A 19,739-nucleotide genomic window follows, 5' to 3' on the forward strand; every position below is an offset into this window, starting at 1 on the left:
GAGCTGACGGTGTGGCTCCCCCCAGTCAGGGGTGAGCCACACCGGCCGTCTCTCAGAGTTTGTACGTGCCGCCAGCGGTGACGGTGACGAGTTTCTCGTGTCCTTCAGGAATCTGAATCGACAGGATGCGCGAGCGGGGATCCCAACCGGTGATGGTGGCGCCGCTGACGGTGACTGCAGAGAACGTGCCCCGGGGCAGATAGACCTGGGTGGTGCCGGGGCGGGTGGTGATCTGCAGGGTGCAGGCCGTGGGGGTGGTCTTCTGGTAACGGATGTTGCCAGAGGCGACAGGAACGAAGCAGTTGGCCATCGTCTTTTGCAGGTTGCGGGGCGTGCCGTCTTTCTCGTATGGACCCCACGGGCCGGGGTCGGAAGCGTAATACAGGGCGCCTGCGCCCATTTCGCCGACCTTGGTCAAAACATGTTCCAGGTAGCCGATAGACCCAGATTTAGTGGTGTCCATGCCGAATTCGCCGAGGATCAGCGGCACGGTGGTGTTGTCTGGAGAAAGCCGCCGGGCTTGATCGCGGACTCTGGCTTGCCATAGGGAAACCACGCCCTTTGCTCCGGGGACCGAAGCTGACGCCAAGCCGCCTTCACTGCCGAGCGGGTACAGGTGGGGGGCATACCCGATCTTGGGTGCGCCGGGGCGGGGATCGGTGAGGCGGCGTAGCTCAGAAGCACGACCGAAGTTTGTCCCGAAGGCAGTGGCTTCGAGGAAAACCCAGCTGTCCTTATCCGTTTTACGGATCTCGTTGACACATTTTTGATAAAGGTCGCTGAGGGGCCCTTTTTCGACGGTCCCCGGCAGGGAACTCCCGGCGTATGGCTCATTCATCAGGTCATAACCGACGACTCCACGATGGTGGGCGAATCTGCTGGCGACGTGCCCCCACATCTTGGCGTAGTGCTCGGCCAGCTCGGGGTGGTTGCCGTACTTGTTCCAGAAGTTATCGAAGGCCCGGATCACGCCGGGGGTGACGTAATACTCCCACCATTGTTTTTTCTTCGGGACGGGCTTGCCATCCATGTGCACCGCCCAGGCGGGGGCCCCGTTTCCGGCGTCGCTGCCTGGGGTCGCGTGGACGCTGTAGACGTCTTGGTGCATGTCGAGCAGGACGGTCATGCCGTGGGCGTTGTAATCGGCGACCAGTTTCTCTACTCGGTCTAGGTAGGCGTTGTCGTATGTGCCTGGTTGGGGTTCGACGCAGCGCCACTGCATGAGCAGACGGACAGCATTGGTGCCCATGTCTTGGTGTTCGCGGGCGATGTCCTTGGCGGTATAAGCGGGCATGCAGTCATCAGAGACTTTGACCCGGCCGTCAGTGTTGAAGCCACGCAGGATGACCTGACGTCCTTGGGCGTCGCGCAGGTAGCCTCCAGGCGACCCTTTACCCAGAACGTCGACGATCGAGGTGGGGCCAGTCGGTGCGGGCTTGGGTGGTGCCGGGGCCGGTGTTGGTGTCGGGGCGGCGACGGCGGTTGCGGCGGTGAGAGGGAGGAGTACGGCGGCGGCTGCTGCGGCAACCCGGATACGGACACGCATGATGCCTCCTTGGATCACAGTGGTCCGGGGGAAGTGAGTGCAGTGCGTTCACGACGACTGCCAGTCTGACGATCGTTCAACAACATTGGAACAATCTGAGTGATTCTGTATCACTTTGAGACCTTCCCCGGCCTCGGATCACCGCGCTCGACAGCGGTCGCCGTACAGGTGACTCTCCGCGAAGTGCTCTGCATCTAAGGCCCACCCCACGATGATCACCGCGGCTTGACGCAACTGCGCCGCCTCCACCTGATCAGCGATATCGCTCAACGTGCCCCGCAACACCAACTGCTCCGGTTGCTCGGCCCGGCTGACCACCGCCACCGGACAGTCGTCGCCGTACTCCTCGATCAGTTCTGTTGCCAGGCGACGGACATGCCGGATCGACAGGTGCAGCACCAATGTGGCTTGAGTTCGAGCGAAATTGGACAGTGCCTCCCGTTCCGGCATCACGGTGGACACGTGCTGGGTGCGGGTCAGCACCACACTCTGGGTGACCTCCGGGACGGTCAGCTCCCGGCTCAACAATGCCGCTGCGGCCGCGTACGCCGGCACGCCAGGGGTGACATCCCAGGGCACGCCGACGCGGTCTAAGCGCCGTCCTTGCTCCGCCACCGCAGAGAAAACCGAGGGGTCGCCGGAGCATAGTCGGGCGACATCCAGGCCACGGGAATGGGCCTCGACGAGAAGCTGAGTGATCTGATCTAGATCCAAATGCTGGGTATCGACCAGTTCCACTTCTGAGGGGCAATGCGAAAGGACATCGGCACCGATATAAGTGCCCGCATAGAGACACACTGGGCTGGCACGGAGCAATCGCACCGCCCGTAATGTCAGCAGATCGGCAGCCCCTGGCCCGGCGCCGATGAAATGGACGGTCACGAGATCTCCTGGTCAGGTTTGACGGCGCTCCACTGCACCACGGTGCGGGCTGGGGTCCAGCCCAGGAAAGCACCGATGGGTTCAGCGGTTTCCACCGCGATCCGGGCTATTTCACCACCCCATCGACGATAGGCCTGCACGCACAACGTCTCAGTCTCCGCGGTCACCCCGTGCACGACGATCCGGCCGCCCGGGGTGAGCAGGTCGTACGCCGCCGCCACGGTGGCCTCACGGGCGCCACCGCCCATGAAGATCGCGTCCGGAGGGACCTGCCGTCCCGTTACCGGGGTGTCGGCAGCCTGGTCTGCGAGGAAATCGTCGACGGCTCGGTGCACCACCGTCACCCGGTCGGCCACACCGCAGGTGTGGGCGTTGCGGACGATGCGAGCGGCCCGCTCCGGGTGGCGTTCCACCGAGACGGTCTGGTTACGCGGATGATGGCGGGCCCATTCGATCCCGATCGATCCGGCGCCAGCGCCCAAGTCCCACAACAGGTCCCCAGGGGTGGGGGCGAGATGAGCCAGAGCGGTGGCGCGGACATGTCGTTTAGTGAGTTGGCCGTCGTTGTCGAAGGTCTGGTCAGGAAGCCCCCCGGCGGTGGACATCACCGGGACGTTCAGGTCCTTGCAGGCCTCAATCGTGAGCAGACACAGAGCGGGCAACCCGGTCGGTGGCTGCTCCGACCAGTGTTGCGCGGTCTCGGTGCGACGGGACTCCTCAGCTGTTCCCAGATCGCCAAACACCGTGAGCTGGGACGGGCCATAACCGCATTGCGTTGCCAAGCCTGCAATGTCGGCGACATCCTGCGGGCCGGAAAGCAGCACCACCAGTTTCGCGCGAGGATGCAGGTCGCGGCGCAGCCGGTTGGTCCCTCGCCCGACGACGGTCACCGTGCTGGTGGATTCCGCAGACCAGCCCATTCGGGCGCGGGCCAACGCTACCGATGACACCGCAGGGTGGATTCTCACCGCCTGGACGCCGAGGATGTCGACGAGAGTGGACCCGATCCCGGAGACCATCGGATCGCCGCTGGCCAGGGCAACTACTCGCTGATCAGGAAGGTCGCTGAGCAGCTCGTGCAGACCTGGACGCAGCGGAGATGGCCAGGGCAGCCGACGAGCTGGATGGGTGGGCGGCAAAAGTTCCAGGTGTCGGCGACCGCCGAGGATCACCTCGGCGGAGTCGATCACAGATCGTTCCGGCGTCCCCGCCGGTGGCAGTCCCGCTGCCCCCACACCTACGACGTCGATCACGCTGGCCGACCTTACCCCTTTCCGCCGGAAGCGGAGGCCCTCGACATCACGGTCGGACCGAGCGGGGGGTGCTGACGTGCGTGCGAGAATCTGAGGCGGCGACGGGGGAGGAATCCGGTGTGAGTCCGGAGCGGTCCCGCCACTGTGAGCGGTGTCGATGCATCGTGAGCCAGGACGTCCGTTGTCGCCGCCGGTCTCGGATCCCCCGGACCGGCCCGTCCCATACCGCGGGCGAGGCACCCGCAGGAGGCGCCCATGAGCACCTATCCCTTCTCAGCCGTGGTTGGCGCCGATGACATGCGTCTGGCGCTGCTGTTGGTGGCGATCTCTCCACAGATCGGGGGAGTGCTGGTGCGAGGAGAAAAGGGCACCGCGAAGTCCACGGCGGTCCGGGCTTTGGCCTCGCTACTCCCCGATCAAGAGGTAGTCGATGGGTGCCGGTTCGCTTGTGACCCTGCGGATCCCGACCCGACCTGTCCGGACGGACCCCATCCTGTCAGTGGGCCGACCCGGTCCCGGCCAGCTCGGCTCGTTGAGCTGCCTGTCGGGGCGACCGAGGACCGAGTCGTAGGTTCGCTCGACCTGGAACAAGCACTGGGGGAGGGGCGGGCAGCATTCGAGCCGGGGCTGCTCGCTGCGGCACATCGCGGGATCCTCTACGTCGACGAGGTCAACCTGCTCCACGACCATCTGGTGGACCTGCTGCTGGATGCCGCGGCCATGGGGCGGTGCACCGTCGAACGAGAAGGGGTCTCCCTGACCCATGCGGCCCGGCTCGTGCTCATCGGCACGATGAACCCGGAGGAAGGGGAGCTGCGACCCCAGCTGCTTGACCGGTTCGGCCTCACCGCTGAAGTCACCGCACCCCGAGAGCCACAGGTGCGCGTGGACGTGGTGCGCCGACGGATGGCTTTCGATGCCGACCCAGCTGCTTTCACCGCTCAGTTCGCCCCCGATCAGCGCGCGCTCCGGGACCGGATCATCGCCGCCCAAGAGCTGGTACGTCGGGTCACCTTGGGGGAGCGGGCCCTCTTGACCATCGCGCAGGTCTGCGCCGGATTCGACGTCGACGGGATGCGCGCTGACCTGGTCACCGCCCGAGCTGCAGTCGCCCACGCCGCCTGGTGTGGTCGAGACCGGGTCACGAAGGAAGACATCCGAGCCGCAGCGCGGCTGGCCTTGCCGCACCGTCGTCGCCGTAATCCCTTTGATGCGCCCGGATTGGACGAGGACCTGCTTGATGCGCTGCTGGAGCAATCCGGTCCGGACGACGACCCAGATCCCGGCCCGTCCGACCCGCAGGGACCGTCGGAGCCGTCCAGCCCAGACGGGACCGAACCCGGCGAACCCAGCGAGACAGACGGCGCAGACGACGCAACTCCCCCGCCTGCGGCCCCCCGCCCCGCCGACACCCCCGGTAGCGGCCCGGAAGGCACCACCGCCGCCCCGCACGACCGGTTCGACGACCCCACTGGACCGGCAGCCTCACCACCCCACGAGGACCCTCTCGGCGAACCCACTCCGCGCGGCGTCACCGCAACAGGTATCGCTGAGGCCGACTCCCCCTACCGGGCCAGACTGATCACAGCACGCGGCACTGGACGAGGTGTCGCTGGTCGCCGCAGCCGAGCTGCGACCAGCGTTGGCAAGGTCGTCGGGGTCGCACCTCGAGGAGCGTCCTCCCGTCGGCGCGGCCAGGCCGGAATGGGGCCGGTCCATCTACCTGCCACGATCCGAGCAGCAGCGCCATACCAACGGTCTCGTGGCCGCGACGCTGGTGACACGATGCGATTGCGTCACGACGACGTACGGCGGGCTCGCACCGAGGGGCGAGAAGCCAACCTCGTGCTCTTCGTCGTTGACGCATCCGGGTCGATGGCGGCCCGTCGGCGGATGGGCGCCGTCAAGGGCGCCGTCCTGGCGCTGCTGCTAGACGCCTACCAGCGTCGCGACAAGGTCGGCCTGATCACCTTCCGCGGTGAAGACGCCCACCTCGTGTTGCCGCCCACCTCGTCAGTAGACGCTGCCGCCGCTCGACTCACCGATCTCCCACACGGCGGTCGCACCCCACTCGCGGAAGGGCTCATGGAAGCCGCCCGCACTCTCGCCGTAGAAAAAATCCGTGAACCGGACCGACGCGCCCTGGTCGTGCTGGTCACCGACGGCCGCGCCACCGCCGGTGCGCACGCTCTGGCCCGAGCCCACCACGTCGCTGACGCATTCCGTCACACGAGGACCGACGTGGTGGTCGTGGACACCGAGTCCGGACGAATTCGCCTCGGTTTAGCCGCGAACCTCGCCGTCCGGTTGGGCGCCGAACACCTCCGACTAGACCAGGTCGCCGCAGACACCCTGGTCGGCGTCGTCCATGAACGGACCCACGACCGTCACGCCCCGACGTCGGATCGCCACGACAACCACCATGACCGGTATGCCGTCGCACTGCGCGGTGCCGGCCGCCGTACCGGAAAGGACGTGGCCTGACATGAAAGGGCGCATCACTGTCGACCCGCAAGACGGCCTGAGCACCCGGCAGCGGCGGCAGCGGCCGATCCTGGCCGTGCACACCGGTGAAGGCAAGGGGAAATCCACGGCTGCATTCGGGCTGGCGCTGCGCGGCTGGAATCAGGGCTGGTCCATCGGAGTCTTCCAATTTGTCAAAAGTGCGAAATGGCGGATCGGCGAGCAAACTGTCCTGGAACGATTAGGACAGTTGCACGAACAGACCGGCGAGGGGGGACCGGTCGAATGGCACAAGATGGGATCCGGCTGGTCATGGACACGTCAGAGCGGCGATGAGGCAGATCATGCCGCCGCAGCGGCGGACGGATGGGCCGAGGTCAAACGTCGACTCGCCGCGCACACCCACGACCTCTACGTCCTCGACGAATTCACCTACCCCATGAACTGGGGGTGGGTAGACATCGATGACGTTGTCACCACGCTGCGGGAGCGACCCGGCCAGCAACACGTGGTGGTGACCGGTCGACAAGCCCCTGCGCAGCTCGTGGAGATCGCCTCGATCGTGACCGAAATGACGAAGATCAAACATCCTTTTGACGAGGGTCAAAAGGGCCAGAAGGGAATCGAGTGGTGAGCGGTTCAGTGCGTCTCGACGTAGCCGACCAGGTGGTCCTGGTGATCGGTGACGGCCCGGGACTGCCCGCACAGGTCCATGCGTTGATCCAGGCTGGAGCCGACGTCCACGTCTGCACTGCCACACCGACGACCTCATTAGACGATGTGGTCCAGCGCGGCCTGGCCCGCGCTGTCACCGACCCTGACCTGAGCGCCTACGATCTCGTCCTCACCTGCCGCGACAGGACCGACTCGGCGACCCTCGCCGGGGGAGCCACCGGCACAGCCGACGGATCAGTCATCGGAGAAGTGATCCTCGTCGGCGGGGGCCCCGGCGATCCGAATCTGCTCACCCTCGCCGCGATCCAGGAACTACGCGCCGCCGATGTCGTGGTCTATGACCGTTTGGCGCCGTTATCCGCGTTGACCGAAGCCCCCGAGTCAGCTGTGTTGGTCGACGTCGGCAAGATCCCCCGAGGCCGGCACACCTCCCAAGAACGCATTAACGACATCCTCGTGGAGCATGCGCTCGCTGGCCGTCGAGTGGTGCGCTTCAAAGGCGGCGACAATTTCGTCTTTGGCCGGGGCGGCGAGGAAGCTTTGGCCTGCGCTGCCGCTGGTATCCCGGTGCGAGTCGTGCCGGGGGTGTCTTCAGCGATCGCCGGTCCAGGGCTGGCCGGTATTCCGGTCACGCACCGGGAACTCACCCAGGGGGTGACGATCGTCACTGGGCACGTCCCGCCAGGTCATCAGGCTTCTACCGTGAATTGGCGGGGACTAGCGCAATCGGGGACCACGTTGGTCATCATGATGGGCGTCCACGCCTTGCCTGCCATCGCTGAGGAACTCCTCGCGGTGGGAATGCCTGCGCACACCCCGGCAGCCACCATCGCCGATGCAGCGTTACCGACAATGCGGGTGGTGCGAGCTCCTTTGGATGGGATCGCCCAAGCGGTCGCTGAGCAGGGCTTGGGTGCCCCGGCTGTCACGGTGGTCGGTGAGGTGGCCGGATTGGATGTCCTGGCAGGGATCGTGGCGTGCCCGGGAGACAACCTGGCCGAGACGGACGGTGTGACGGCCTAGCCGCCAGGCGAGAGTGCCTTGAGACCTGCGCAGACTCAGTGGGTTGTCGTCTGGGCGACCCATGCTGTCGCGTCGGTGACCTCAGCGACCTGGGTGATCCCGGCGGGCAGTGGGGGACGACGTACGACGATCACGGGCAGACGCAGAGCGGCGGCGGCGTCGAGCTTGGCTGTGGTGGAGGGACCGCCGGAGTCTTTGGTGACGAGGACGTCGATCTGTTCCTTACGGAGCAGGGCGATCTCGTCAGCGCAGCTAAACGGCCCACGAGAGCGCAGGATTCGCCAGGTGGGGGGAAGCTCTAGGTCCGGAGGCTCGACGAGCCGGGCGAGGACCTCGCAGGTGGTCATGGCGGGGACGGCGAGGAAGTCGCTGAGGGTTTTGCGCCCTGTGGTCAGGAAGATCCGGTGGCCGAGTCGTGCGGCTGTCTCGCCTGCTTCAGTGTGAGAGTCCACCCATGTCCACGACTCTGCGCCAGGATGGGTGGACCAGCTGGGCCGTTGAAGTCGGAGCAGTGGCACATCCGCGGCGTGGCATGCCGAGGCAGCATGGGCCGTCATCCTGGCGGCAAAGGGATGGGTGGCATCGACGACCGCGGCGACCCCATGCTCCCGCAAGTACTGGGCCAGTCCGGTGGGACCACCGAATCCGCCGACTCGGACGTCTCCGACAGGCAGGATCGGGTCGGTGACGATGCCAGCGAGAGAAGACAAGAAGGGCTGGCCGAGAGCGGTCAAGGCGTCAGCGAGGGCGCGCGCTTCGCCAGTGCCTCCCAGGATCAGGACTGGCCCTTCCGAGGTCGGTGGTGGTGTCGAGGCGGGTCCGCGGTGGGGCGGCGCTACGTCGTGCACATCCAGCCCGAGCAGTCTCGCGGTGCCGGTCGTGGCGTCGTTGAGGCACAGCACGGCGTGATCACCTGCGGTGAGGGGAAGGGGATGGTCGAGCTGGAGTCGCAGGTGCTGCCCGGTCCCCGGGTGAATGCGGGTGGGGACGGCAGCGCTACCCAGATGAAGGGTCCCGTGCTCTGGGAGAGTGGCCACTGGAGTGTGGGGTCGGACGTCGAGGACGTCGGTGGCGCGCCAGGTGTCGGGGCTGAGCAGGGTGTCACCGGGGTGGATCAGACAGGGCGGGGCCTCGGCGAGGTCGATGCTGAGCCGGGTTGGGGCTTGCGCGTGCGTGGTGATCTGGTGATGACGGAGTCGATGGATCTGCACCCGATGGCGGGTGGGGTGGGCACCACTGCCGCTGGTGCTGTGCAGCAGGTCCAGGGCTTCTCCGGCGCGGATGACCCCGCCGACCAGGGTGCCGCTGACGGTGGTGGCCCCACCCTCAGCGGTGTCGACGTGGTCGATCCACAGTCGAGCACGGCTGTCGACGCGTTGCGGCGTGGTCAACGCTCCCAACCGGCCGAGCGCGGCGTGAACGTCGTCGATGCCGTCGCCGGTGCGAGCGGAGCAGGTCACCGTTTCGACGATTCCGAGGCTGGTGACCGCCAGCCGAGCACGAGCGTCTAAGAGCGTCTGTGCGGTGCGTTCTGGTCCGGCAAGGTCGGTGCGGGTGACGACCAGCACTCCGCGGGATAGACGGAGTGCATCGATCATGTCGAGGTGATCCTGGGACTGGTGGTGCCAACCCTGGTCCGCAGCGACGACGAAGAGCACCGCTGGGCTGGTGCACAGCCCGGCGAGCATCGTGCCGGTGTGTTCCGGGCCGCCGGGGAGGTCGACGAGAGCGAGGGGAGCACCGTCGGCTAGTCGTGTCCAGAGGTGTCCGTCGCTGGGGGACGCGGCGGGGTCCATCGGGTGGGGATGCGCGGTGGTCAGCGCATGGACCAAGGCTGTTTTGCCGTGACCGGGGTGTCCGGCGGTGGCGACGATGTGCGCCTGGTCGGGGTGGGCAGCGACGTTCACCGGATCCTCAGGAACCGTTGAGCGGGCGGTTGTACGGTGGCAACGGCGGAAGCGGCGGCATCGGGGGCATGCTGCTGGCCAACGAGGCCACTCCGGCGGTGAAGGGGTCGACGACGACGACGCGGGGTGGGGTGCTGTCCGGACGGATTTCTACCGGCACTGGGGGCGGGGCCGGAATGGAGTCGCCGCGGGAACTGTCATCTGGGAGGAGGTATGACGGGGTGGATGAAGGGTCTCGGCGGCGCCGTTCCTGCCGGGACGCCGGATTGGGGTCGTGGTGGGAGCGGGACTCAGCGGCGGTGCGACCGTAAAGGTCCGGGGGCAGTGTCGGGGTGGGGTCTTGGTAGCGCAGGTCGTTCGCTGTCCGGCCGTAATCCGGTGTGGCGGGAGGTTGGGGGCGATCAAAGTGTGCGGCGGCGCTGGGGTTGAGCCGATGGAGTTCTTCTTGGAGCCGCTGATAGAGGTCCATGGGGGGATTATCGGTGGCTGCTGCGGGGGAGCTGTCCGCGGCGGGCCGGGCGGGGGGAAGGTCAAGGCGAGAGGGGGGCGCAGCAGCTGCGGGGGCCGCAGGCAGCGGGGCGGGGTCTTCGGTGGCGTGACGGGATCGGCGTCCGCTGGCGTCACTCAGCGGGGCGTAGTCAGAGCGGCCAGTGGTGTGCTCGCGGGGTCCGTCGTTGTCGCTGCGGGAGGTGATCTCTGCTCGCAGGCTCTGCTCGGTGGTCGACCGTGTTGAGGTGACAGCCCGGACGGTGCTGTGAGTGCGTCCGGCCGGGAGCGCGTCGGCTCGCACGATGCCGATCTGCACGGAGGCCGCATAGAGCGCCTCGCGCAGGTTGTCCTCGTCTGAGGCGTCGATGCATCGCAGGTCGAGCAGGCATCGTCCGGATTCGATCCGGGTGACGACCGTGGGGAGTTTGGGTTGGCTGGGGTGGCGCAGCGCTTCGGCGAAGGCTTCGGGCAGGGCCAGCGCAACGCCTGGCAAGGCTTGTCCAGGGGCGTCGCCGATGAGCCCGTCTACGGTGACGATCTGGATCTCGGTGCTGGTCAGACCGAGGGTGCGCAGATCCGATTCGAGACGGGCGGTGCGGGCGTGTAGTTCTTGGGTGGACACCCGAAGGTAGGTGGTGACGGGGGGTTCGGGGCCACGCAGGGTGGCTTCGAGAGCGGCTAGGGCGAGTTTGTCCACGCGCATCGCACGTTGTAAGGGGTGGCGACGCATCCGTTCGACCAGGTCGGAGCGGCCCAGGATGATGCCGGATTGTGGGCCGCCAAGATATTTGTCGCCAGAAAAGATGACTAGGTCGGCACCTTGGGAGAGGACCGTGGCGGCGTCGGTTTCGTCGGGGAGAGCGGGATCTGGTGCGATCAGTCCGTTGCCAATGTCGACGATGAGGGGGGCGGCGATTTCTGCGGCGAGTTCGGCGAGTTCGGCGATGCCTGCGCTGGCGGTGAATCCTTCGATCCGATGGGCGGTGGAGTGGATCTTCCAGATGGCGCCGAGTCCACTGCTGCGGGGCGTGTGTTCCCGACGACCGTGCCGGTCTCGTCCACCGGACAGATCGCGGGTGAGCCGGGCCGCAGCTTGGGCGTAATCGGTGATGGTGGTGTGGTTGGTGGTGCCCACTTCGACGGTGGTGGCACCGGTGCAGCCGAGCAACTCGGGGATGCGCACCCCATCGCCGGTCTCGATCATTTCGCCGCGGGAGATCAGCCCGGGGTCGTCGGCGGTGAATGTCGCGGCAGCGAGGGTGAGTGCGGCAGCGCCATTGTTGACAACGAGCGCGTCCTGGGCGCCCCGGCAGGCGGCGAGGAGGGCGGTGCGGGCGCCCTCGCCCCGCGTGCCCGCACTGCCGGTGGTGATGTCGTATTCGACGTCGACGTAGCCCGCCGCCATGGTGACTGCGTCAAGAGCTGTACGAGACAAGGGAGCCCGACCTAAGTTTGGATGTACGACGAGGCCGGTCGCATTGAGGACCGGCTGCATCGTGCAAGGGTGACCACTGTGGGATTGGGATAGCTCGACCGCAGCGGCCAGGACGTCCTCCGGGGCGATCTGACCCCGCCGGGCGGCTTCCTGAGCTTCGACGATGGCCGACCTGACCACCGCCGTACCGACCCGTTGTCGCGCGCTGTGCAGTTCCGGAGCGGCGAGGAGGTCGTCGGTACGGGGGATGCGGCGGCGTGCGTCGGAAGCGTCGTCGGCGGAGGGCATGGGTCTGACAATATGCCGTCATGGCCTGACGGTGATAGGCGTATTCGAACGGTTGTCCAGGAACGGTGCAATGTGTGAGACGACGGTACCGCTGCCACGGGTGGGTTCGGTGGTGAAAATGTGTTTTCGCAAGTTTGATGCCAGCCCCCACTGGGAGTACGAGCTGGTGACCTTAGGCGCTGACGACCTGGGGATTTGGCTAGCGGGGTGGCCGGATGACATCTGTCGGCGTCCGGGGCGCACGGTTGTTCCCGGGGCGCACTGGGTGGTGCTGGTGCCTTTCGTGGGGAATTACGTGGCGACGTTCAACGCACCCGGTCCTCAGTTCAGCGCTGACGTGTACGTCGATCTGACCGATACTCCACAGTGGCGTTGCTTAGCGCCTCATCAGTGGCGCCTGGATTGTCTTGACATGGATCTTGATGTGGTGCGGGATCACGGTCGGTGTTGGATCGACGACGAAGATGAGTTCGCTGAGCATCGCGTCCGCTATGGCTACCCCCCAGAGATGGTGGATTCGGTACGGCGGACCGCCGACCAGCTGTGGGTCCAGGTCCGAGACCGGGTGGAACCTTTTGATCAGGTTGGGGCGACTTGGTTGGCCCGGTGTATCGCTTCCACCAGGAAAGATCTGATCCAATGCGCCTCCGGCGCAGGCTGACCGGTCGTAAGCTGTCCCAGCAATGTCCCGAAGGGGACGAGTCGGGGAGGCAGGCAGCAGATGGGGCATCAACGGTGGGCAGGAGGTCGTCACGCCACCGTGGTCCTGGTCTTGGCGGCCTTGTCTCTGTCAGGGTGCGCGTGGACGGGGACGGTCCCCGCCCTGGGATCGACGCCGGAGCGCCCGGCCACTACTGACCCGCGGCATCGGCCGTTCCCGCCGATCGACGAGGCGGCACTGTCGCCGCGACAGAAGGCCTTCCTGGCCACGGCCAAGGTCGAATATCAGGCGCAACGCCCTGGGAAACATTATTCTGAGGGAATCGAAGAACAGTGGTGCGCTGATTTTGTCAGCTGGATCGCCAAGGAATCCGGTCGGCCGTTCGCGAATATCCATACCGGTGGGTGGCGAGTCCCTGGGGTGTATACGTTGACGGAAACCTTGCAAAAAGCCGGGGCATGGCGTCCGGTTGGGTCTGGATACACCCCGAAGTTGGGTGATGTGGTCATTTATGAGCCCACTTCACCGTGGGGGCATCACACCAACTACATGCTGGCAATCGACCACGGCAAGCTCATCACCATCGGCGGCAATGAGGAGGGCGGGGTCTCTATCTCCGAGCGAGAGATGAACGCCCAGTTGAAGATCGTGGGGTACGGCGCCCGCTGACCCGGCGCTGCACCCTGACGCTGCGGGTATGTCATGGGGTCGATACAAAGTCGGTGGAAGAGGTGGCCGACGAGTCGACTGAGGTGTCGTCGCTCACCACTCCGTAGATGGACACCCCGGGCTGCGGCTCCTCCTTGACTCAGTAGCCCAAACGGGTTCTTGAACTTTGAGCGTTATGTGGTTCTGAAACAGGTTTCTCGGCCGTTAACATGGATGTTGACTTGGCATCCTATGAGCGAGGACCGCGAACGTGTACCAGCTTGCGTTTGACGTCGATGCGGCATCGGTTTTGTCTAACCGTCCTGGCTATCAAGTTGTCTGTGGCCAGGCACGGTCATCCCAGCACGTGACAGACGTGGCCTGCGGCGCTGAGGGCCTGGAGATGGTCGGGCGTAAGCGCCGGTACGTCTGCAGAGGTGGGCTGCGTCCGTGGCGCTCATTCACCTAGGAAACTGAGCAGCTCCTGTCTCAGGAGCTGCTCACGATGAGACTGGTCGAGCGGGCGGCAGGGCTTGCCGGAACGAGTCACACGTGGTCTCCCGCGTTGCCGATGCGGCTGCCCTGGTGTGACCGGCCGTGAAGTGGATGCTCACAACCACCCTGTACTTGGATACCGGCGTGGACTGGGGATATGTGGCTCTTCCCAATCAAGGGTGTAGGTGCTGTTTGAAGCCGCCGGCCTCGAGGAGGCTGCGGGCGATGTAGTGGGTGATGTTGCGGAAGCCCAACGCGATGCCGCGTAGGTGTTCGAGCCGTCCGTTGATCGCCTCTGTGGGGCCGTTGGATGTGCCGGGCCGATCGAAGAACGCGAGCACGTCCTCGGCGCGTTTGTGCAAGGTGCGTCCCAGGCGGGCTACTTCGGGTAGCCCGGTGGGAACCGCCTTGCTGATGGTCTGGATGAGGGTGATCATGGTGGCCTTCCCAGCGGCGCGGTCGGGGTCGCGGTAGGCGCTGATCATGCGCTGGTAGACGCTCCAGGTGATCTCGACCGCGGCGTGGCGCTCGTCGGCGAACAGGTCCGCCAAACGCGTTTTCTGGCGGTCGGTGAGCAGGTCAGCGCCGGTGTGCAAGGTGCGGCGAGTCTTGTAGACAGGCTCACCGGCGCGGCCGCGTCGGGCGAAGATGTCCTGCTGGGTGCGGCGGCGGCAGTCATCCAAAGCATCGCCGGCCAGGTGGACCACGTGGAAAGGGTCCATGACGGCGGTGACGTGCGGGATCTCCTCGAGCGCGGCGGACTTGAAACCGGTGAAACCGTCCATGGCGACGACCTCGACCTGGTCACGCCAGGTCTCGTCGCGGCCGGCGAGCCACGTCTTGAAGACGGCCTTAGACCGGCCTTCGATCATGTCCAACAGCCGCGCAGAACCAGTCCCATCGCGCACCGGAGTGAGGTCGATGATCACGGTGACGTACTTGTCACCCTTGCGGGTGTGACGCCACACGTGCTCGTCCACACCGAGCACCTTCACTCCGTCGAAACGGGTGTCATCGCTGATCAAGAGCCTGCGCCCTTCGTCGAGGACTGCGGTGTTGGCGGTGTCCCAGGCGACCCCGAGAGCGTCGGCGACACGGCTTATCGACAGGTGCGCCACCACGAGCCCTTCCAGTGCCCAGGCCAGCGCGGTCCGGGTCAGCTTGCCCCGTGGCGCGGCCGCGGGCGTGAGGTCTTGACGCCACACGTGCCCGCACCCGGTGCAGCGGTAGCGGCGCACACGCACCCGCAGAATCGTCGGGCGCCACCCCAAGGGTGCGTGGGCCAACTCGCGCACGATGCTGTCGCGCACGTGCCCTTCACATCCGCAGCGTCGGCACCAGCGGTCCTCAGCAACCACTCTGCAGGCCAGCACGGCACAGTCAGGCCGTAGGCACTGGCCCACAGCTTGCAGACCAAGCCCATCCAGGCCGGTGAAGGTGGTCAGGTCAGGGTCGGTGAAGGTAGCGTCCAGCACGTCGAGGTCTTCCAGATGAGCGGTGTAGGAACCTTCATCTTCGGAAGACCTCGACCCCTATCCGGCCACCGACTCGCCGCCAACACCTACCCCGACCTACACCCTCATCTGGGAAGAGCCCCTTTACCGACGACGAGGGCGGATGGCCGCTGCGCTGCTGCCTCACCGACTCTCGGCCAGGGGACGAGATCGCCATCATCGCCTTCTCGAACTTTCCCTGGACGAGTTCCTACCGCACGACCGGCCCAGTCGTCGTCCACGCCGAGCCGTGCGTCGGCGCCAGCGGCGACTACCCGCACCAGTTCGAACGGAAGGCCCAGATCGTTCGCGCCTACGGCGATGACGCTGGACGCGCCCACACCCTCGTCTACGACCTCAACATCCACGTGCCTGCAGGGAAAGGCCTTCATGACGAGATCACGCGGATCCTGAATGACTCCCGGGTCGAGTTCGTCCAGGCCTCCAACGTCCTCGCCGGGTGCTACAGCTTCACCGCACGACTCGACCGGCCCGACTCGGCCGGCCGGCCCGGCCACCCTGCCGCGGCGATCGCCGCGCTCACGCCCGCCACACCCGACACCCAGACACCGGTGGCGTCGTGATGCGCCCCACAATCGACGTGGCCATCAGGCCCCTGGCGGGGCGTCGATCTGCCCGGCTTCATCACCGCGGCCCAGGCTCGGTACGCCGACCAGAAGCACACGGTGGGAGCGATTCCGGTCGAGGAAGCCCACCGACAGGCCCGCATCGAGACTGCAGTGATGTTCCCCGATGGTCGATTGTGCGACGGGCATGTCGTTCTGCAGGCCAGTGAGCCGGGCGGCGCCCCGTGCGGGTGGGTGTGGGTCGGGCCCCACCGTGTGGAAGAGGGCCTGACCTCCATCTACGACATCGTCGTCGACGGGCGGGCACGGGAACGGAACGCAGCTGCTCGATGCCGCACACGGCTGGGCTCGGTCCAACGGGTACTCGTCGGTGAGCCTGCATGTCTTCGCCGGCAATGAGGCCGCGATCACGCTCTACCGGTCGCACGGGTACCAGACCACCGACCTGCTTATGCGACGGTCCTTGACCTAACTGGTATGGGGGGTAGCGACTTCGACGGCCTGTAACGTCCGTGAATTCCTCCAGTCGACGGCCGTTCTTCCAGGATTGACTGCATTTCGACAGCGATACGTTTGGAGATTCAGCCAGGATCGAAGTCACCCTTTGAAGAACTCATCGGCCCTAGCGCGATTGCGCGATTCGCTGCTCTAGACCCTGTAGGCCCTTGCGGATGAGGTCGCCGTAGCCGTCGTCGGAAAGAGCAACCTGGCCAGCTTGCCCTGCGGCGAGTTGAAGACGGGCGTCCTCGACTCGCCCTTGGCGGACATACCCGTCGCCCAGATTGAGATGCAGGCTTGAGGCCAGACCACGCACATCAGCTATGCCGATGGCGCAGAGTTCTCCTGGCTGGATGTGCGGGTAGTGCTCGAGGGCGAGCTCGTCCCATCGCACCTCGTCGGCGAGGTTGTCTTCGAGGTCGGCCATGTAATGAGCCAGCACGCAGCGCTGCGCATGATCCCCGTCGTGGGTGGAAGCCCAAGCCCGTTGAAGTGCCGCCTTGCCCGCGACCTTGTCTCCGCTCAGGGCCAGCCCCACCGCTGTCGTGATTTCATCCCACTCGACCATGGCCGAGACGCTAGGCGCTGACGGCTGCGGCGTCTTGAACGAATCGGACAGGGTGCGAGCTTGCGACGCGCATCGAGGTCAGCGTGAGGGCTCGGGCGTCACGCGCCAGGTGCGACTCGTCGGCGTACCCCTCAGCTGCAGCGACCGCAGCCCATCGGCCGCCTTCGTCAGGGTCGCGCTTGGCCGCGCGGTGCAGCCGCAGGATCTTACGCAGGGTCGAGGGCGGCATTCCAAACAGGTCGTTGCACTGCCTGAGCAGCTGGCGAGGGGAGATGTCCAGTGAGTCGGCAAGGGCCGCGACGTTCGCGCCCTGCCCGATTTGGGCCGCTAACGACACAGCCGCGAGATCCAGACCCCCCGCCGAGCGGAGGCGAGACGACACCAACCCGCCAAGCATTGGCAGGTGCTCTCCCTCCGCGGCACGGGCAAGACTTTCCGCCGCACGATACACGCCAACAGCCTGCGTGAGCGCCGACAGCGGCACGCATCCATCCCGCCACGGATGAAGCGGTTCGCCGACAAAGATGCGACCAGCACCGAAGCTCAGCCGAACCCCCACGACCTTCCCGACGGCAGTTGATCGCCAGGGTCGAGTCGACGGACCGAGCCACCAGACGTCCCCACGTGCCCACACCAGACCGCACCGGCCATCGGGGATGGAGATGTAGTCGACACGCGCGCTCACCTCGGTGGTGTAGCCGAGATCCACGCCGTATGCGGGACGGCGCCACACCGATGCGGTCACCCGCCGATGCTAACCAGCGGAGCCGCCCGACGCCGTACGGGTGAGCGTGACGTGACACCCGCTCCAGGGAACGATAACTGAACCGTCGCAACACGCCCGAGGTACATAACGTCGGCTAATTCTTAGAATCAACCGCCGTTCTTACAAGATTCAGTGCATCTCGACACCGTTTGTGAAGTCATTGCTGCATCTCGACACCGGTTGTCGAGACGCAGCCTACTTTGCACAGCGCTACGCGGCGTACCTTGCACAAACCTGGCCTGGCAGGCCAGGGCGTGCAACGTGCGCCGTGGGCGCAGTGTCGGCTCCCGAGCAGCGTGACGACACGCATTCCTTTCATCTGGGGCTGAGGCGACCCGGTTAACTGGCTCTTCCCAATCAAGGGTGTAGGTGCTGTTTGAAGCCGCCGGCCTCAAGGAGGCTGCGGGCGATGTTGCGGAAGCCCAACGCGATGCCGCGTAGGTGTTCGAGACGTCCCGCGGTGCTTCCCCCCTGGTGAACGGCACGACGATAAGAGCCGGTCAGGTCGGACGTCCAGTCGTGATGGATGGGAACGCCGTTTTTGCGCACATACTGCCGGTGGACGTTCGGCCACCTGCCGTTCACAACCAGGACACGTGACCCTTCAGCGCGGCATAGCCCACAAACGCCACCACGTCGAGGATCGTGTGCGCGATGATCAGCGGCATCACCCGCCCTTTCCGGGCATACACCGCACCGAAAAGCACCCCCATCACGATGTTTCCCACAAATCCCCCGAAGCCCTGATACAGGTGATAAGCGCCGCGGATCACCGCAGACACCGTCGTATTCGCACCCACAGCGCGCGCCACCAGATACAAACCCAACCCGGGGATCCCCACCAAGGCCGCTAAGCCGGCTCCCACCGCCAGATCAGACCAGGGCCGACGACGATCCACACCGATCCGTCCCGGCGACACCCCATCCCGGGCGAGCAAATGCATCGCCAACACCACTGGCACCAAAGCCACTGCGATCCGAGTCACCTGATACGCCAAATCCAGCCACGGCCGATCCGGGGTGGCTGACGTATTCAACGACGATGTCTGCCCCGACAACGCCGTAGCCGCCGTCAACCTGCGAATGATCGACAACACCGACCACACCGCCGACGCACCCAAACTGGCTCTTCTCAATCAGCGGTGTCGGTGCTGTTTGAAGCCGCCGGCCTCCAGCAGGCTGCGGGCGATGTAGTTGGTAAGGTTGCGGAAGCCCAGGGCGATACCGCGTAGGTGCTCGAGACGGCCGTTGATGGCCTCGGTGGGCCCGTTAGATGTGCCGGGCCGGTCGAAGAACGCGAGGATGTCCTGGGCGCGCTTGTTCAGTGTGCGGACTAGGCGTGCGACCTCCGTCAGCCCGGCGGGTACTGCCGTGGTGGTGGTCTGGATGAGGGTGGTCATGGTGGCTTTGCCTGCGGCGCGGTCGGGGTCACGGTAAGCGGCGATGATGCGCTGGTAGATGCTCCAGGTGATTTCGACCGCGACGTGCCGCTCGTCAGCGAATAGCTCGACCAGCCGCTTTTTCTGTTTGTCGGTCAGCAGGTCAGCTCCGGTGTGCAAGGTCCGACGAGATGCGTACAGAGGGTCACCGGTACGGCCGCGGCGTCCGAAGATGTCGTGTTGAGTGCGGCGTCTGCACTCATCCAGGTCGTCCGCCGCGAGGTGCACGACGTGGAAGGGGTCCATCACGGTCGTGACGTGCGGGATCTCCTCCACGGCAGCGGTCTTGAAACCCGTGAAGCCATCCATCGCGACGACTTCGATGCGTTCCCGCCAGGCTTCGTCGCAGTCGGCCAGCCAGGTCTTGAACACCTTCTTGGACCGGCCTTCGACCATATCCAGCAGTCGTGCGCTGCCGGTTCCATCCCATACGGGCGTGAGGTCGATGATCACGGTGACGTACTTGTCACCCTTGCGGGTGTGACGCCACACGTGTTCGTCCACACCGAGCACCTTCACTCCGTCGAAACGGGTGTCATCGCTGATCAAGAGCCTGCGCCCTTCGTCGAGGACTGCGGTGTTGGCGGTGTCCCAGGCGACCCCGAGAGCGTCGGCGACACGGC

The 19,739-nt window shown here is 65.8% G+C and carries 16 protein-coding genes, 1 pseudogene and 1 riboswitch; of the genes and pseudogenes, 7 read left to right on the top strand and 10 right to left on the bottom strand.

Annotated features, from left to right (window positions below; translation table 11 throughout):
* Window positions 1-52 precede the first annotated feature (52 nt).
* From KEM60_RS10520 to cbiE, 3 genes are all read right to left on the bottom strand, one after another.
* Window positions 53-1,546, bottom strand: a complete 1,494-nt coding sequence (locus KEM60_RS10520) for a glycoside hydrolase family 5 protein (RefSeq protein WP_219107526.1) — start codon at window positions 1,544-1,546, stop codon at window positions 53-55.
* 138 nt (window positions 1,547-1,684) lie between these two features.
* Entirely contained in the window at window positions 1,685-2,428 is a 744-nt protein-coding gene (gene cobM / locus KEM60_RS10525; RefSeq protein ID WP_219107527.1) for a precorrin-4 C(11)-methyltransferase, read from the bottom strand.
* Window positions 2,425-3,681 carry a precorrin-6y C5,15-methyltransferase (decarboxylating) subunit CbiE gene (gene cbiE, locus KEM60_RS10530; protein ID WP_219107528.1) on the bottom strand — a complete coding sequence of 419 codons (1,257 nt, stop codon included), beginning with the start codon at window positions 3,679-3,681 and terminating at the stop codon, window positions 2,425-2,427. Before cbiE ends, cobM begins: the two co-directional genes overlap by 4 nt.
* A 69-nt stretch (window positions 3,682-3,750) precedes the next feature.
* Window positions 3,751-3,882: riboswitch (cobalamin riboswitch) on the top strand.
* A gap of 54 nt (window positions 3,883-3,936) precedes the next feature.
* Between cbiE and KEM60_RS10535 the strand changes: the two genes are divergently transcribed.
* Genes KEM60_RS10535 through cobA form a run of 3 tightly spaced genes read left to right on the top strand, consistent with a single transcriptional unit; the run spans window position 3,937 to window position 7,842 of the window.
* On the top strand, window positions 3,937-6,165 hold the full coding sequence (locus KEM60_RS10535; protein WP_219107529.1) for a VWA domain-containing protein: 2,229 nt from the start codon (window positions 3,937-3,939) through the stop codon (window positions 6,163-6,165).
* Window position 6,166: 1 nt separating this feature from the next.
* Entirely contained in the window at window positions 6,167-6,778 is a 612-nt protein-coding gene (cobO, locus tag KEM60_RS10540) for a cob(I)yrinic acid a,c-diamide adenosyltransferase (RefSeq protein ID WP_219107530.1), read from the top strand.
* Entirely contained in the window at window positions 6,775-7,842 is a 1,068-nt protein-coding gene (gene cobA, locus KEM60_RS10545; protein WP_255574501.1) for a uroporphyrinogen-III C-methyltransferase, read from the top strand. Before cobO ends, cobA begins: the two co-directional genes overlap by 4 nt.
* 35 nt (window positions 7,843-7,877) lie before the next feature.
* Here cobA and KEM60_RS16945 read toward each other — a convergent pair whose 3' ends face one another.
* Window positions 7,878-9,749, bottom strand: coding sequence for a cobalt-precorrin-6A reductase (locus KEM60_RS16945; RefSeq protein ID WP_219107532.1), 1,872 nt, complete (start codon window positions 9,747-9,749; stop codon window positions 7,878-7,880).
* Between the two features lie 7 nt (window positions 9,750-9,756).
* Entirely contained in the window at window positions 9,757-11,961 is a 2,205-nt protein-coding gene (locus KEM60_RS16760) for a hypothetical protein (RefSeq protein ID WP_304502148.1), read from the bottom strand.
* Between the two features lie 70 nt (window positions 11,962-12,031).
* Here KEM60_RS16760 and KEM60_RS10560 point away from each other — a divergent pair, with 70 nt between their 5' ends.
* Window positions 12,032-12,622, top strand: coding sequence for a DUF402 domain-containing protein (locus KEM60_RS10560; protein ID WP_219107533.1), 591 nt, complete (start codon window positions 12,032-12,034; stop codon window positions 12,620-12,622).
* Between the two features lie 60 nt (window positions 12,623-12,682).
* The gene (locus KEM60_RS10565; protein ID WP_219107534.1) at window positions 12,683-13,291 is read left to right on the top strand and encodes a CHAP domain-containing protein; all 609 of its coding nucleotides are present in this window, start codon (window positions 12,683-12,685) and stop codon (window positions 13,289-13,291) included.
* Window positions 13,292-13,938: 647 nt separating this feature from the next.
* On the opposite strand, the gene KEM60_RS10570 is transcribed toward KEM60_RS10565, so the two are convergent.
* Window positions 13,939-15,240 (bottom strand): ISL3 family transposase, encoded by a 1,302-nt coding sequence (locus KEM60_RS10570; protein ID WP_219107535.1) that lies wholly within the window; start codon window positions 15,238-15,240, stop codon window positions 13,939-13,941.
* 197 nt (window positions 15,241-15,437) lie between these two features.
* Between KEM60_RS10570 and KEM60_RS10575 the strand changes: the two genes are divergently transcribed.
* Both KEM60_RS10575 and KEM60_RS16950 read left to right on the top strand, forming a co-directional pair.
* Window positions 15,438-15,842: a DUF1203 domain-containing protein gene (locus KEM60_RS10575; RefSeq protein ID WP_255574515.1), complete on the top strand. Its 405-nt coding sequence runs from the start codon at window positions 15,438-15,440 to the stop codon at window positions 15,840-15,842.
* A gap of 316 nt (window positions 15,843-16,158) precedes the next feature.
* Window positions 16,159-16,317, top strand: a pseudogene (locus KEM60_RS16950) (GNAT family N-acetyltransferase); the annotation flags it as partial.
* A 150-nt stretch (window positions 16,318-16,467) separates the two neighbouring features.
* Here the strand turns inward: KEM60_RS16950 and KEM60_RS10585 are convergent.
* The 4 genes from KEM60_RS10585 to KEM60_RS10600 form a co-directional block, all read right to left on the bottom strand.
* On the bottom strand, window positions 16,468-16,911 hold the full coding sequence (locus KEM60_RS10585; RefSeq protein ID WP_219107536.1) for a hypothetical protein: 444 nt from the start codon (window positions 16,909-16,911) through the stop codon (window positions 16,468-16,470).
* Between the two features lie 10 nt (window positions 16,912-16,921).
* Complete coding sequence (locus KEM60_RS10590) at window positions 16,922-17,656, bottom strand: helix-turn-helix domain-containing protein (RefSeq protein ID WP_219107537.1); 735 nt, start codon at window positions 17,654-17,656, stop codon at window positions 16,922-16,924.
* Between the two features lie 602 nt (window positions 17,657-18,258).
* Entirely contained in the window at window positions 18,259-18,774 is a 516-nt protein-coding gene (locus KEM60_RS10595; RefSeq protein WP_370626346.1) for a CPBP family intramembrane glutamic endopeptidase, read from the bottom strand.
* Window positions 18,775-18,813: 39 nt separating this feature from the next.
* Window positions 18,814-19,739, bottom strand: a 926-nt coding sequence (locus tag KEM60_RS10600; protein ID WP_219107539.1) for an ISL3 family transposase, incomplete at its 5' end; no start/stop codon positions are given.

It is taken from the genome of Austwickia sp. TVS 96-490-7B, assembly GCF_019331795.1.
Classification (GTDB): Bacteria; Actinomycetota; Actinomycetes; order Actinomycetales; family Dermatophilaceae; genus Austwickia.

Coding starts and splice junctions, on each gene's coding strand:
- KEM60_RS10520 (WP_219107526.1), bottom strand. CDS start 1,546: ATGCGTGTCCGTATCCGGGTTGCCGCAGCAGCCGCCGCCGTACTCCTC.
- KEM60_RS10565 (WP_219107534.1), top strand. CDS start 12,683: ATGGGGCATCAACGGTGGGCAGGAGGTCGTCACGCCACCGTGGTCCTG.
- KEM60_RS16760 (WP_304502148.1), bottom strand. CDS start 11,961: ATGCCCTCCGCCGACGACGCTTCCGACGCACGCCGCCGCATCCCCCGT.
- KEM60_RS10560 (WP_219107533.1), top strand. CDS start 12,032: ATGTGTGAGACGACGGTACCGCTGCCACGGGTGGGTTCGGTGGTGAAA.
- cobO (WP_219107530.1), top strand. CDS start 6,167: ATGAAAGGGCGCATCACTGTCGACCCGCAAGACGGCCTGAGCACCCGG.
- KEM60_RS10535 (WP_219107529.1), top strand. CDS start 3,937: ATGAGCACCTATCCCTTCTCAGCCGTGGTTGGCGCCGATGACATGCGT.
- KEM60_RS10585 (WP_219107536.1), bottom strand. CDS start 16,911: ATGGTCGAGTGGGATGAAATCACGACAGCGGTGGGGCTGGCCCTGAGC.